The sequence below is a fragment of the Amycolatopsis sp. SID8362 genome (assembly GCF_010550475.1).
GTDB classification, from domain to species: Bacteria; Actinomycetota; Actinomycetes; order Mycobacteriales; family Pseudonocardiaceae; genus Amycolatopsis; species Amycolatopsis eburnea.
Window position 1 is genome coordinate 33191 of record NZ_JAAGNB010000135.1, and the last position, 13942, is coordinate 47132.

General features: G+C 69.1%; 9 protein-coding genes, 2 tRNA genes and 1 pseudogene. 2 read left to right on the forward strand and 10 right to left on the reverse strand.

What is annotated here, in order from left to right:
* Positions 1 to 332 precede the first annotated feature (332 nt).
* Together G3I65_RS04875 and G3I65_RS57005 are read right to left on the reverse strand one after the other, a co-directional pair.
* A complete protein-coding gene (locus G3I65_RS04875; RefSeq protein WP_239070506.1) occupies positions 333 to 1031 on the reverse strand; it encodes a hypothetical protein in 699 nt (232 codons plus the stop codon).
* A gap of 514 nt (positions 1032 to 1545) precedes the next feature.
* Positions 1546 to 2259, reverse strand: coding sequence for a hypothetical protein (locus G3I65_RS57005; RefSeq protein WP_239070510.1), 714 nt, complete (start codon positions 2257 to 2259; stop codon positions 1546 to 1548).
* A 33-nt stretch (positions 2260 to 2292) separates the two neighbouring features.
* Here G3I65_RS57005 and G3I65_RS57010 point away from each other — a divergent pair.
* Positions 2293 to 2502: pseudogene (locus G3I65_RS57010) on the forward strand (recombinase family protein); the annotation flags it as partial.
* A 72-nt stretch (positions 2503 to 2574) separates the two neighbouring features.
* On the opposite strand, the gene G3I65_RS57015 reads toward G3I65_RS57010, so the two are convergent.
* The 4 genes from G3I65_RS57015 to G3I65_RS04895 all read right to left on the reverse strand — a co-directional run bounded on the left by G3I65_RS57015 (position 2575) and on the right by G3I65_RS04895 (position 4407).
* Positions 2575 to 2970 carry a hypothetical protein gene (locus G3I65_RS57015; RefSeq protein ID WP_239070513.1) on the reverse strand — a complete coding sequence of 132 codons (396 nt, stop codon included), beginning with the start codon at positions 2968 to 2970 and terminating at the stop codon, positions 2575 to 2577.
* 408 nt (positions 2971 to 3378) lie between these two features.
* Positions 3379 to 3451, reverse strand: a tRNA-Glu gene (locus G3I65_RS04885).
* Positions 3452 to 3550: 99 nt separating this feature from the next.
* Positions 3551 to 3622 (reverse strand) — tRNA-Gln (locus tag G3I65_RS04890).
* Positions 3623 to 3672: 50 nt separating this feature from the next.
* The gene (locus tag G3I65_RS04895; RefSeq protein WP_191983974.1) at positions 3673 to 4407 is read right to left on the reverse strand and encodes an HAD family hydrolase; all 735 of its coding nucleotides are present in this window, start codon (positions 4405 to 4407) and stop codon (positions 3673 to 3675) included.
* 482 nt (positions 4408 to 4889) lie between these two features.
* Here G3I65_RS04895 and G3I65_RS04900 point away from each other — a divergent pair, with 482 nt between their 5' ends.
* Complete coding sequence (locus G3I65_RS04900; protein WP_160695024.1) at positions 4890 to 6140, forward strand: FAD-dependent oxidoreductase; 1251 nt, start codon at positions 4890 to 4892, stop codon at positions 6138 to 6140.
* Here the strand turns inward: G3I65_RS04900 and G3I65_RS04905 are convergent.
* The 4 genes from G3I65_RS04905 to G3I65_RS04920 form a co-directional block, all read right to left on the reverse strand.
* Positions 6137 to 6907 carry a fumarylacetoacetate hydrolase family protein gene (locus G3I65_RS04905; RefSeq protein ID WP_160695025.1) on the reverse strand — a complete coding sequence of 257 codons (771 nt, stop codon included), beginning with the start codon at positions 6905 to 6907 and terminating at the stop codon, positions 6137 to 6139. The two genes, G3I65_RS04900 and G3I65_RS04905, sit on opposite strands and share 4 nt — an antisense overlap.
* Positions 6908 to 6911: 4 nt before the next feature.
* Positions 6912 to 8543 (reverse strand): citramalate synthase, encoded by a 1632-nt coding sequence (gene cimA, locus G3I65_RS04910; RefSeq protein WP_160695073.1) that lies wholly within the window; start codon positions 8541 to 8543, stop codon positions 6912 to 6914.
* A 714-nt stretch (positions 8544 to 9257) separates the two neighbouring features.
* Positions 9258 to 10298 carry a 3-isopropylmalate dehydrogenase gene (locus G3I65_RS04915; RefSeq protein WP_125306359.1) on the reverse strand — a complete coding sequence of 347 codons (1041 nt, stop codon included), beginning with the start codon at positions 10296 to 10298 and terminating at the stop codon, positions 9258 to 9260.
* 229 nt (positions 10299 to 10527) lie between these two features.
* Positions 10528 to 13872: a S8 family serine peptidase gene (locus tag G3I65_RS04920; RefSeq protein WP_163046643.1), complete on the reverse strand. Its 3345-nt coding sequence runs from the start codon at positions 13870 to 13872 to the stop codon at positions 10528 to 10530.
* Positions 13873 to 13942: the final 70 nt, after the last annotated feature.

Below are 13942 nucleotides of genomic sequence, written 5' to 3' on the forward strand. Positions count from 1 at the left end.
ACGTACTACTCAGCGTGGTTGTAAGCGAAAATCGCGTGGGTTGTACCGCGACGGCGAGCCAGTGGGTCGGGTCCGGATCCCGTTCGGCTTCGGAACCTGATCACCGCTCACCTCCACCCTCGCCGCAAACGCTTCCCTCAGCACCTGAGTCACGTGACCGAGGAGCCGGTGTGATTCAACCGGCCCAAGGAAGATCACCTCCGGGAAACTCGGCCGCAGCGGCCGTGAGCTGCTCCAGCGCACGCTGACGGTGCCGGGTGATCGTCGGCTGGCTCAACCTCAGCAACGTCCCGATCTGCCGGTCCGTGGCCACGCCGTCCCGGCCCACCGGATCACCGAAGAACCGCGTGGTCAGGATCGTCGCGGAATGCTCGTCCAGCCGCTCCTCCGCCACCGCCCACGACAGCAACCCCAGCAACTCCTCCGACGCGTCCATCTCCGCCGGGACCGCCGCCAGAGGTCGGTGGACCTCGTCGTCGTCCATGCTCACCACGTCCGCGGCAGCCGACACCGAAGTCTCGCTGCGCCGCGCGCTGGGTCTCGCGCACGAGATTCGCCGCGACACGGTTCCGGCGCCGCAACGGATAGCAGCGAGACTGCTCCCACAGGTGCCCGATGACCGACGCCTGGATGTCCCGGCTGTCCTCCGCCGCCGAAACACCACCACCCGTCACACCGCGCCGGACGCCGACACCCCCGGCAGCCACCCGCACCGCGTGCACGACCCGGCCGACAATCCCCGGCACCGCCGGAAGCATCGCGTTCACCACGATCTCGGCCGCGACCACGCCCCCGGGCTCCGCAGCGCGGGTGAGGAGCGCGTGCAGCACCTCGTCGTGACGGGGGTAGTCGCGCGTCGCCAAGACCGCGACCAGATCCTGGTGGCACGTGATGTCGGCGAGCGCGGGCGATTCGCTCGACCAGCTGCTCAGCGCCTCGTCGAACGTCGCGACGACGCGGTCCTGCTCGAACTGCTTCTGCAGCATGGTGAGGGGGCTGTTCGCGGTGGAACGGCTGCTCGACGACGACATGACGCCGGCTCCTTCACTCGGATGACAAGATCCGGGCCAGCGTCGGAACCGGTGCTCGCTCCCTCCCTGAGCCAGTTCCCTGCCCCCGACCAGGAGCAAGCCGACATTCACACTTCCGAGTGAACCGCGGCGGCCGCGACGAGACCGCCGCGGGAGCAGGTCTCGCCGGCCGAGACGGCGCTCTGACTTCGTCGGCTTCGAGAATCAGCGAGGTCCGCGGCAAGCGTGCCTATCTCGCAGATTCGGTGAAAGTCTCGCTCAGTCGCGGGGGTGCTCTCGTGGACCAGCCTTCCGAACCAAAAGATCCTTTGCTTGCTGCGGCGGGGAAATCCGAGTTAGCGTGTGAACGAACGTACTCCGTTCACATCGAATCCATCTCCGGCGCAGAAGGCGCCCGAGTCCGCCGCCGGATAGCGACCATCACGCACGAACTCCTCGGCTGGGCTGAGACGCGCCTCCAAGAGACGTCCGAAAAGAGCAAGCAACCATGACCACGCAGGATTGGGCACCGCCCTCAGCCGGCCTGTCCGACTACGCCGTGTCCCCGCTGGGGATGCCGAAGGCGTTGCTCAACGACGAGGTCCGCGTCGCGTTCCTCGCGCGCACCTCGACCGAAGACCAGCAAGACCCGCGCCAGTCCATCATCCGCCAGCTGACCAACAGCAAGAACGCCATCCCGGCCTCGTGGGTCATCACCGCGCACTTCTTCGACGTCGAGTCCGGGCGCCTCGAACTCGACGCGCGCGGCCGGGGCCAGGGGTACGAGCGCTTCGACATCCCGATCCCCCGCGCCGGCGGCATCACCGATCTCCTCGACGAGGCGTCCCGGCGCGATCGCCGCTTCGACGTCGTCATCTGCGAGAACATCGCCCGCGTCGCCAGGCGGGCGTTCGAGGGGCTCTCGGTCGAACGAGAGCTCGAGCGTGCGGACGTCCCGCTGTTCGCCTCCAACGAGCCGCTGACGCTCACCGGCAGCCGAGCCCAGCGCGTTCTGCAGCGCCGGATCAACCAGTCGATCGCCGAGTACGAAGTCCTCAACACCCTGGAGCAGTCGTGGGGTGGGTTGTGCACCCACGTCCGCGACGGCTGGAACATCGGCCAGCCACCCTACGGCTACAAGGCCAAGATCGTCCCGCACCCGAGCCCGGTCAAGGCGGAGAAGGGCAAGACCAAGTCTCGGCTCGAACCGGACGGTGTCCGGGGCCAGACCGTCACCCAGATCGCCCACTGGCGGTACTACGAAGGCCTCGGCTGCACGGCAATCACCGATCTGCTGAACGCCGACCTGGAAAAGTACCCACCACCGGAAGCTCCGTGCAAAGCCCGCACTCGCGGCGCCTGGAGCAGGAGCGCCGTGTACAACATCCTCTGCAACCCGAAGTACACCGGCTACCAGGTCTTCAACCGGCGCGCGACGACGTCGAAGCGCGGCCGGGTCAACGAACTGTACAAGTGGGTCTGGTCGCCGAAGCCGGTCCACGAACCCCTGATCCCCAAGTGGATGTTCGACGAGATCAACCGCGACCGCAGGACCGGTCGCGGCTCACGCGACGGTGACACACGCAACAACCACCCCGAGACCGAGCGCAAGTACGTCCTCCGGGGACGGGTGCTCCACAGCTGCGGCCGACGGATGGTCGGCGACATGAAGCACAAGAAGGTCGTTTACTACCTCTGCTGGCCCGGCAAGAACAACCAGGGCAAGCCCGCCCTCCACGCCGGGCTGCCGACGTCGATCCGCATCCGCGAGGACGAACTCCTGGAGGCGATCTGCCGGTTCTACGCCGACCGGCTCTTCGGCACCGAACGACGAGCGATCCTCGAAGCCGAGCTGGCAAGTGTTGACGACACCGCTTCTCGGGAGCGAGAGTCGGAGCGCCTGCGCCAGCGGAAACGCCTGGCCACGATCTCGCAGCAGCAGGATTCGATCATGCGCCAAGCTCGGGAGGGTGACCCCGACGATCCGTTCACCCGCGGGCTCCGCCAGAACTACAACGATCTCGAAGGTGAGAAGACCGCTTCACTGGCCCTCCTCGCGCAACTGGACGTGGCCGACCAAGAGGCCGGACCTACGCCGGCCGATCTCACCCGGATCGAGGCGCTCCCCTACCTCGCGGTGAACCTGGCGAAGGCGCCCCGAAAGCTTCTGAGCGAGCTGTTCGAAGTCACGAGATTGAGTGTCCACGTCCACGGGCGCGGCGATGAGGTGACGATCACAGTTACACTGCCAGTGGATCAGCTGCCCAAGACGGCGGAAGCCGCAGAGAGGATCTCCGACGCCATGTCTGCTACCCAACCAAAAAGCTCGACTGACCTGGGTCAACCGAGCTTGGGTGGTAGCTGTTTGTACCCCCGATGGGATTCGAACCCACGCTACCGGCGTGAGAGGCCGGCGTCCTAGGCCGCTAGACGACGGGGGCTAGGAACTTCCCTGGTTTCCCAAGGCTTTTCTGTTTTTCTTGCTGGAGAGAACTTACCAGAGGCGATTTCTCGCTCCGCAGGGGGGTCACTCTCCGCAGCTGGGGTACCAGGACTCGAACCTAGACTAACTGGACCAGAACCAGTCGTGCTGCCAATTACACCATACCCCAGTGAGGTACTTTCCCGGCTTGGCCGGTTCAGCACCGCACGAGGAGAAATACTAGAGCACGCCGTTCCCGACGGTGAACGCGGGGGTCTCGCCGCGGCGCTGAGCGGGGACGCCGATCGTTGCGTACTCGGAAACCAGCAGCTCAGGCAGCTCGGCGAGGCCGGCCACCGTGTGGACGCCGGCAGGGGCGCGCTCGCCGATGCCGTCGCGGTCGAGCCAGATCGCGCCGAGGCCCGCGTCGCGGGCGCCGATCGCGTCCGTGTCCAGTTTGTCGCCGACGTGGACGGCCTGGGCGGGGGCGCAGTCCATGCCGAGGCAGACCGTGTGGAACATCACCGGATCGGGTTTGGCCACCCCGAGCTCGCCCGCGATGGCCACGTGGTCGAAGAACGGGGCCAGGCCGAGGTCGGCGATCTTGCGCCGCTGGTGGACCCCCGACGCGTTCGTCACCGCGGCCAGCGCCAGGCCCGCCGCGCGGAGCCACTCCAGGCACGGGAGGACGTCGTCGAACAGCTGCCACGAATGGTCGAGCAGCTCTCTTCGGCGGCGTTCGAAGGAGAGCACCTGCTCGGCGTCGGCGAGGATGCCGATCTCGGCGAGGAAGCAGTCGGTGCGCCGCTGGTGCATGGTCGCGTAGTCGATTTCGCCGGCGACGACCAGGGCGACGTGCTCTTCGGTGATCAAGTCCCACAACGGCCACAGGTCACCCCGGCCGGTGAGGATGTGGAGGCTGCGGCGGATCGCGGCGGTGCAGTCGATCAAGGTGTCGTCGATGTCCAGGCACACCAGCCGCAACTCGGGCGGCGCCCAGGGCTCGGACGCTCCCGCGGCGGGCGAGGCGGTTCGCGAAGGGGTCCGGGGTGCCAAGGCGAAATCCACCCAGTGAGGCTAGGGCAACCGCCGCGTTCGCGACGCTGCCAAAGAGGTGATTGGCGCTCCCCTGTTCCGGCGCACCGGCTCTACTCCCAGTTGGCGAACCGTCGCCTTTCGGTTATCCGGCGCCACGGGCGGGCGACGTCGACTCCTGGCGTGCGAAACGTTCCCAGTCCCTGAAAACCCTTGCGGCGACGGGGAATCCGCTCCGTCCACAAGCGCGCGGCGGCGAACCGCGGTCCTGCCCGCGCGGATTCGACCAACTGTCGCGTTTGGACGGTTTCCGGCAACGAAGCGGGCTCGCCCGATCAGCGTATCCCCGGTCACACCCCTTGACGCCGGGGTCCGGCGGGTGCATTCTCAAGTTATTCAACACGCGATGAATAGATGGGGAGATGGTCGAGATGACCGAGCGCACGACCTGCGTCGTCATCGGTGGCGGGCCGGCCGGGATGGTCACGGGGCTCCTGCTGGCCCGGGCCGGCGTCGAGGTGACGGTGCTGGAGAAGCACGCGGACTTCCTGCGCGACTTCCGCGGCGACACGGTGCACCCGTCGACGCTGACCCTGCTCGACGAACTGGGCCTCGGCGAGAAGTTCCACGCGCTGCCGCACAGCGAGCTGACCGCCGCCGGGTTCCCGCAGGAGAACGGCGAGATGATGAAGCTGGCCGACTTCACCCGGCTGAAGGTCCCCCACCCGTACATCGCGATGGTGCCGCAGTGGGACTTCCTCGACCTGCTCGCCGAGAGCGCCCGCAAGGAGCCGACGTTCGTCCAGCGGATGGAGACCGAATGCACCGGGCTGGTCCGCGAGCACGGCCGTGTCGCGGGCATCACCTACCGTACGGCGGCCGGTGAGACCGGGGAAATCCGCGCGGACCTGGTCATCGCCGCCGACGGCCGCTGGTCGCTGGCGCGGCGCGAGGCCGGCCTGGTGCCGCGCGAGTACGACTGCCCGTTCGACGTCTGGTGGTTCCGCCTCTCGCGGCACGACGACGAAGAGGGCGGCATGCTGCTGCCGAAGATGCGGGACCGGCGCTTCGCGGTGCCGCTCCCCCGGCCGGACTTCTACCAGGTCGCCTACCTCGCGCCGAAGGGCGAAGACCTGCGCGAGCAGGGCATCGAAGCCTTCCGGGAGAACGTGGCGCAGATCTGCCCCGAGTTCAGCGACCGGGTGGACGAGCTGAAGACGATGGACGACGTCAAGTTCCTCGACGTGCGGCTGAACCTGCTGCGCAAGTGGCACACCGACGGCCTGCTGTGCATCGGCGACGCCGCGCACGCGATGTCGCCGATCGGCGGCGTCGGCATCAACCTCGCGGTGCAGGACGCGGTCGCGGCGGCCACGCTGCTGGCCGAGCCGCTGCGGCGGGGGCGTCCGACGGAGGCGGACCTGGCGAAGGTGCGCGCGCGGCGGCTCGCGCCGACGCTGCTGGTGCAGGGGCTGCAGCGGCTGCTGCACCGCGGCGTCGTGCGCGCCGTGATGGCGGGCAGGCGCAACGGCCCGCCGGAGCCGATGATCAAGGCGTTCGCGCGGTTCCCGCGGCTGTCGTACTTCCCGGCCCGGCTCCTCGGCCTCGGGCTGCGGCCGGAGCACGCCCCGGCGTTCGCCCGGCGGCCGATGGAGCCGGCGACCAGGGGTTAGACGTTCTCGACCGGGTTGGTCAGGGTGCCGATGCCTTCGATGGTGATCGAGACGCTCTGACCGCCCTCGATCGGGCCGACGCCCTCGGGGGTGCCGGTCAGGATGACATCGCCGGGCAGGAGCGTCATCACGCCGGAGACGAACTCGACCAGCTCGGGGATCTTGTGGACCAGGTCGGACGTGCGGCCGTCCTGCTTGAGTTCGCCGTCGACTTCGGCCTTGAGCGAGAGGTCGGACGCGTCGAGCGACGTCTCGATCCACGGCCCGAGCGGGCAGAACGTGTCGAAGCCCTTCGCGCGGCCCCACTGGCCGTCGGACTTCTGCAGGTCGCGCGCGCTGACGTCGTTGGCGACCGTGTAGCCGAGTATCGCGCTCGCGGCACGCGCGGCGGGCACGTTCTTCACCGGCTGCCCGATGACGATGGCCAGCTCGCCCTCGAAGTCGACGCGGCCCACGTCCGAGGGACGGCGGATCGGCGCGTTGGGGCCGACGACCGTGGTGGACGGCTTGAGGAACAGCATCGGGGCGCTGGGCACCTCGTTGCCGAACTCGGCCGCGTGCTTGGCGTAGTTCCGGCCGACCGCGATCACCTTCGACGGCAGGATCGGCGCGAGCAGCCGGACGTCGGCCAGCGGCCACCGCTTGCCGGTGAAGTTGGGGTTGCCGAACGGGTGCTCGGCGATTTCCAGGACCTGGGCGTCGTCACCGTCCCCTTCGACCGAAGCGAACGCGACACCACCGGGATGAGCAATACGGGCTAGGCGCACGGGGTCAGTCTACGTCCGCGGTTTCCGTGACCGGGGCCACGGTGCTGCTCTTGTGGACCAGCGCGTCGCAGAGGGCCAGCCAGCTGGCCTCGACGATGTTGCCGTGCACGCCGACGGTGGTCCACTCGCGTTCGCCGTCGGTGCTCTCGACCAGCACGCGCGTCACCGCGTCGGTGCCCGGGTGGCCCTGGAGGATGCGGACCTTGTAGTCGGCGAGCTCCACACTGTCCAACCAGGACAGGTGAGGGCTCAAGGCTTTCCGGAGGGCGGCGTCGAGAGCGTGCACCGGGCCGATGCCTTCGGCGGTGGCGATGACGCGCTGGCCGCCGACGTGCACCTTGACCGTGGCTTCGGACACGACCTCGGCGTCGGCGCGGTGGTCGAGCACCACCCGGTAGGACTCCAGCTCGAACGGCGACTCTGCCGGAACATCGGCTTCCTGGCGCAGCAGCAGTTCCAGGGAGGCGTCGGCGGCCTCGAAGGACCAGCCCTCGGATTCGAGGCGCTTGACCTTGGTGATGGCGCTCGTCAGCGCTTCGGGCCGGCCGGCAAGGTCGACCCCGAGCTCACGTCCCTTGAGCTCGAGGCTGGCCCTGCCGGCCATCTCCGTGACCAGCACCCGCATGTCGTTGCCGACGGAAGACGGATCGATGTGGTTGTACAGCAACGGATCCACCTTGATCGCGCTCGCGTGCAGCCCTGCCTTGTGGGCAAAGGCCGACGCCCCTACGTAAGCCTGGTGGGTGTAGGGGGCGATGTTCGCGATTTCGGCAAGGGCATGGGAGACCCGGGTCAGCTCGGCCGCTCCTCCGGTCGGGAGGACGTCCATGCCGAGCTTGGTCACGAGGTTCCCTGTCACGGCGAAGAGGTCGGCGTTGCCGGCCCGCTCGCCGTAACCGTTGGCGGTGCACTGGACGTGCGTCGCGCCGGCCTGCACCGCGGCGACGGAATTCGCCACGGCGCAGGAAGTGTCGTCCTGACAGTGGATCCCGAGGCGGAATCCGGTCTTTTCCTTGATGGTCTTCACCGTCTCGGCGAGACCCAGCGGCAACTGGCCGCCGTTGGTGTCGCACAGGACGAGGACGTCGGCACCCGCGTGCGCGGCGGCGTCGAGGACCCTGAGCGAGGTCTCGGGCGAAAACGCGTAGCCGTCGAAGAAGTGCTCGGCGTCGAGGAAAACCCGCCGGCCTTCCTTCGTCAGGAATTCGACGGTGTCCTTGACCATCGCGCAGGCTTCGTCGACGTCGACGCGGAGAGCGCGTTCGATGTGCCGCAGATCGGACTTCGCCACGAGCGTGATGACGGGCGCTTCACTGTCGAGCAGCGCGCGGACCTGCGGATCGGCGTCGGCGGTGGTGCCGGCCTTGCGCGTGGCCCCGAACGCGACGAGGGCGGCGTGGTTCAGCTTGAGCTCGCCCTTCGCCGCCCGGGCGAAGAACTCCGTGTCCTTGGGGAGCGCACCGGGCCAGCCACCCTCGATGAACCCGACGCCCAGCTCGTCCAGCAGCCGCGCGACGGCGAGCTTGTCCTGGACCGAGTAGGTGATGCCTTCCCGCTGCGCACCGTCGCGCAGGGTGGTGTCGTAGAGGTGGAAGGCATCGCCGAGCGGGGTATCGGCGGGCTCCTGGCGGGTCACGGTCTTCTCCCAATCGTTTCGTGGCAACAAAAAAACCTCCCGCATGGGTGCGAGAGGTTGCGCGCCGGGTGCTCTTGTGGAGCTACCGTCCGGCGCGCTCGTCGATAATGATCGCGAAGCTGGTCACGGTCGCATCATGCCACACGCTTTCGCGGGAAGTCCACAAACTGGGTCAAGCTCCCACCATCCGGGAACACCCCACCCCGCAGGCCCCACCCGTCCCTGGGGGCTGACCCCGGTCCAGTCTATCGGCGGCTGCCGACAGAACCGGCTGGGAAGCGGTCTGGGCACCGGCTTGTCCACATCACGAGGGGCCTGTGGACAACTCGGCTGGCAGGCCCGCCGGAGCTTCCGCAGACGTTGTGAATGACTCATTCATGTCGTCCAGTGACATGAATGAGTCATTCATGTCACTCCGGCGGCAGGGTCCCGGGCAAAGTCGGGCAGCACGGCCGATCCGCCCATCCGCGATGTCATGAAAGAGTCGTTCACCTCACCAGACGCCATGAACGACCCTTTCACGACATCCCCGCGACGCCGGACAGACCACGCGGCCAGCCTGGGCCCGGTCACCCACTCGCCGACGCGACCTTGCCGGGCCCTGGCCTCGGATGAGGTGAATGAGTCATTCACAACGCCGGCCGAGCCAAAGCCACCCCCGGGCACGAAAAAGCCCCGCGCCACGAAGGCGCGGGGCTCTCCCGAACGAAAAACTCAGCCCGCCGTCCGCACGTTCGACGAAACCAGAGCCGCCAGCCGATCCCCGATGGCCTGCGTAGCCCCCGGCGAAGACTGATCCCGCGTAGCCAGATCGAACGCCACCGAAGCCTCGATCCGCCGAGCCGCCTCCTTCTGACCCAAGTGGTCCAGCAGCAGCGAAACCGACAGCACCGCCGCGGTCGGGTCCGCCAGACCCTGCCCCGCGATGTCCGGCGCCGACCCGTGCACCGGCTCGAACATGCTCGGGTTCCGGCGCGTGATGTCCAGGTTCCCGCTCGCCGCCAGCCCGATGCCGCCGGTCACCGCGGCCGCCAGGTCCGTGATGATGTCGCCGAACAGGTTGTCCGTCACGATCACGTCGAACCGGGACGGGTCCGTCACCAGGTGGATGGTCGCCGCGTCCACGTGGGAGTACGCGACCGTCACCTCCGGGTGCTCCAGCGAGACCTCTTCGACGATGCGCGACCACAGCGAACCCGCGTACTCGAGCACGTTGGTCTTGTGCACCAGCGTCAAGTGCTTGCGGGGCCGGGCCTCGGCGCGGTTGAACGCGTCCGCGACCACGCGGCGGATGCCGAACGCCGTGTTGACGCTGACCTCCGTCGCGATCTCGTGCTCCGTGTCCTTGCGCAGCAGGCCACCAGTCCCCGCGTACGGGCCTTCGGTGCCTTCGCGCACGACCACCATGTCGACGTCGCCCGCGTCGGCCAGCGGACCACGGACACCCGGGTACAGCCGCGCCGGGCGCAGGTTGACGTGGTGGTCCATCTCGAACCGCAGGCGCAGCAGCAGGCCGCGCTCGAGGATGCCGCTCGGCACCGTCGGGTCGCCGACCGCGCCCAGCAGGATCGCGTCGTGCTGGCGGAGCTCGCCGAGGACCGACTCGGGGAGCAGCTCACCGGTCGAGTGCCATCGCGCCGCGCCGAGGTCGTAGTTCGTGATCTCCGCCGTCGGTACTACCTCGCCGAGCACCTTCAGCGCCTCGGAGACCACCTCGGGCCCGATCCCGTCTCCTGGGATCACCGCGAGCCGCATCCACACACCTCCGTCGACCGGACCACCGGCCGCACCGATGGCCCACCGCAACAAAACGCCAGCAGCCGGAAGGTTACCGGCCGTAGACAAACCGCCGTAGCCGCACCACCCTTATGCCGCATCCTCCCGCAGGGTGAGACACCCAATCGGGTGAATACGGACAGGGGCGCCCCCGGCGGGAACCCGCCGGAGACGCCCCTGTTCCTGCACAGATCGATCTTGCCACGGACTAGCGGCGGCCGGCCCCGATCGGCTGACGGTCGCCCGCCGCGTCCACCTTGACCACGTTCGCCCGGTTCCCCGCGGCGTTGTGGTGCTCGATGGCCAGCAGCCCGAGCGCGTTGTCCGCCGCGGCCGACGCCGCGTTCCGGGTGACGACCAGCGCCGTGCCCGGCTTCGCGACGTAACCCAGTGCGGCGTCGCCACCGCCCTGGACGGAGTACCCCGGCGCGAGCGCGTCGAACGAAAGCGGCGTGCCGACGTAGTCGATCAGCCCGTTCGTCGTGCCCGGCGCGACGTAGAACCCGCTGGTGCCCACCGTGTAGGAAACGCGGTGGCTGTCGGCGTTCACGTCGATGCCCAGCGCCGCCAGCGAAACCGGCAGCGTGATCACGTTCGTGTCGAACACGTTGGTGTCGACGTCGCCGAGCTGGCCGTTGACCGCCTGGACGTCGACCGTCGGGAAGCCCGCGGTCAGCGCGACCGTGACGGCCAGCAGCACGTCCGTGGAAGTCGCCTTGGTCACGTAGGTCTCGAAGTCCGGCTGCCCGTCCCCGGTGGTGTCGATGTCGACGAACGGCGAGGTGTTGCTGCCGATGTTCGCCCAGTCGCCCCACGTGGAGAGGCCGAACGCGAGGACCGCGTTCTCCGGCTCGCCCTGCGCCTTCGCCAGCGGAGCGGTCGAAGCCGCGCCGATGTAGCGGAGGTCGCCGCCCTTGGCCGTTTTGTTCAGCGTGCAGTCGGTGACCACGTCCGCGTCGCACTCGGGCAGCTGCGGGGACTCCGCCTGCAGTTCGAGCACGCTGATCAGCGAGCGGTACCGCTGCGCGCCGGCACCCTGGTCGACGCCCTTGCCGGTCAGGTTCAGCACGGCCTGGGTCGCGTCCGCGCCGAACTTCACCGACTGCGGCGTCGAAATCGTCGACACCGGCTTCGGCGCGGCGTAGACCGAAACCCGCAGCGGCACCTTGGCGCCGCTCTTCGGCGTGAAGGCGACGCGGCCGGAAGCGTCGGCGACGAACTGCCGGGCCAGGCCGGCCTGGGTGGCCTGCATGGTCGGGTCCATGACCTTGCGCAGCGCTTTCGGGTCGGTGATCTTCAGCGTCACCTTGACCTTGGCGGTGCCGCGCGGGGTCAGCTTCACCGTCTGCTTGTCCACTGTGTACTCGACGCCGGGCAGCGCGTTGACCGCCTGGTAGGCCACCGAGTACTCGGCGGGCGTGACGCCCTTGTTCACCAGCTTGATCGTCTTCGACAGCGTCACCGGCCCGGAGGCCTCGACCGTGCCGAAGCTGACGCTGACCGCGCCCGGGTCGTCCTGGACGTAGGCGAGCACCTGGTTGTCCAGCGCCGCCTTGGCGTCGATGCGGCCGCTGCCGACGCGCTGCGGCGCGTAGGTGTGGCCGGCGCCGTCGGAGACGTCGTGGCCGGCGGTGTCGATGACCGACGCCTTGACCTCCTCGACCGACCAGTCCGGGTGGGACTGGCGGACCAGCGCGGTGATGCCCGCGGTGTGCGGGGCCGCCATCGACGTACCCGAAAGCACCGTCCGGCCGTTGCCGCTGCCGCGGAACGCCGAGGTGATCGTGTCACCCGGCGCGGCGACGTCCGGCTTGAGGGCCGGGCCGCGGGTGCCGCGCGAGGTGAACGAGCTCGGGGTGTCCACGATGGTCTTGTCGGTGGTCTGGATCGACGCGCGTCCCGTGCCGTAGAGCCGGATCTGCAGCGTGCCCGCGGTCAGCGCCGCGCGCAGCGTCTTGGTCGCGGAGCCGGTGAACTGGAACATCGGGATCGCCGCGTTGCCCGCGATGCCGGCGCTGAAGTGCTCCAAAGTGGACGACAGCAGCGCGCCCTTCGCCCCGGCCGCCTGGGCGTTGTTCGCCCGGGCCGCCGAACCGCACGCGCGGGTCGAGTCGTTGTCGTCCCACTCCAGGAAGACGAACTTGCCCGCCGCCTTCGCCTTGTCCTCGGCGGAGTACGGCGCGCAGCCCGCCGCGTTCGCCGCCGAGAGCGCGACGACCGGAGCGGTCAGGTCGAGGGTGTCGTAACCGGTGTAGTTCTGGCTGTACTGCCCGGTCTTCTGGCCCGCGGCGGTCGTCGGCGCCTTGACCTCGGCGGCGTCGCGCAGGATGCCCGCGTCACGCGTCGAGGCCACCGTCAGCGCCTCGGGGGTGTTGCCCGGCGAACCGGCGATGTCGTTGATGTCGCCGCCGTTGCCCGCCGAGATCACCGGGAGGACGTTGTTCGCGGCGAGCTTGCGCACGAACAGCGAGTCCGGGTCGTCCGGGGCGCCGAAGTCGGAGCCCAGCGAGAGGTTGACGACGTCGAGGTGGTCGGTGAAGTCGCCGTCGCCGTCCGGGTCGAGCGCCCAGTCGAGCGCCTGCGAGGTGACGTTGGTCGAGCCCGCGCAGCCGAACACCTTGATGGCGTAGAGGAGCGACTTCGGCGCCGTGCCCGGGCCGATCTGCATCGCGTCGACCTTCTTGGCGTCCAGCTTCTTGTAGTCGCCCTTGAAGGTCTTGCCGTCGGCGGTGACGCCGAAGCCGCCGATGGTGCCGGCGACGTGCGTGCCGTGCTCACCGCAGGCGAGCGGGTTCGGGTCCGGCTTCGGGGTGGTCTTGCCGGCGGTCGCGGCGTCGTAGTCGTCGCCGACGAGGTCCGTGCCGCCGACGACCTTGGCGCTGGGGAACAGCGGGGTCGGCTTGGTGCTGTCGACGCTCTTGTACGCGGCCTGCGTGCCGGGGCCGCCGAAGTCGGCGTGGGTGTAGTCGATGCCGTCGTCGATCACGCCGACGCGGACGCCGTCGCCGAACTTGCCGGTCTGCTGCCACGCCGCGAGGGTGTTGGTCAGCTGCGCGGCGCTGGCGTTGGTGCGGGTCTTCGGCACGACGGTGCGGACCGCGACGACGTCCGCCCGCTTCGCGACCTCGCGCAGCTTGGCGGCGTCGGCGGTGACGACCACGCCGGGGACCGCGTTGGCGGTCTGGGTGACGACCTGCGGCTGGGCGTTGCCCGCGCGCAGCTGGCCGACGACGGACTCGACCGCGGCGGCGGTGTCGGCCTTGGCGGCCTTGGCGGCGCGCTTGGCCTGGTCCTTGCCCTGCGGCTGCGCGGCGGTGAACGCGTCGACGGCGGGCTTCTTGGCCAGCTCGACGAACGCGGTGACGCGGCCCTGCGCGGCGCCCAGGCGCGGGGAAAGCTTGCCTTGGAGCTGGGCGTCGTCGATCTTCGCCGGTGCGACGCCGTCGGCGAGCGGAGCGTCCGCCGCGCTCGCCACCGGCGCCCCCAGCGCGGCCGCCAGCACGACGGCGAACAACGCCGTCGTGACGCGAGCGGGCAAGCGGGATCTGCTCATGAGTCGGCCCCTTACTCGAGGTCTGGACCCGAACCTGCCTGCCGCTCCTGACACCCCCGACGGTGAAGCG

Bases quoted from the DNA above. Each gene is read 5' to 3' on its own strand.
- G3I65_RS04875 (WP_239070506.1), bottom strand. From the start codon at position 1,031: ATGTCGTCGTCGAGCAGCCGTTCCACCGCGAACAGCCCCCTCACCATG.
- G3I65_RS04920 (WP_163046643.1), bottom strand. From the start codon at position 13,872: ATGAGCAGATCCCGCTTGCCCGCTCGCGTCACGACGGCGTTGTTCGCC.
- G3I65_RS04915 (WP_125306359.1), bottom strand. From the start codon at position 10,298: ATGCGGCTCGCGGTGATCCCAGGAGACGGGATCGGGCCCGAGGTGGTC.
- G3I65_RS04900 (WP_160695024.1), top strand. From the start codon at position 4,890: ATGGTCGAGATGACCGAGCGCACGACCTGCGTCGTCATCGGTGGCGGG.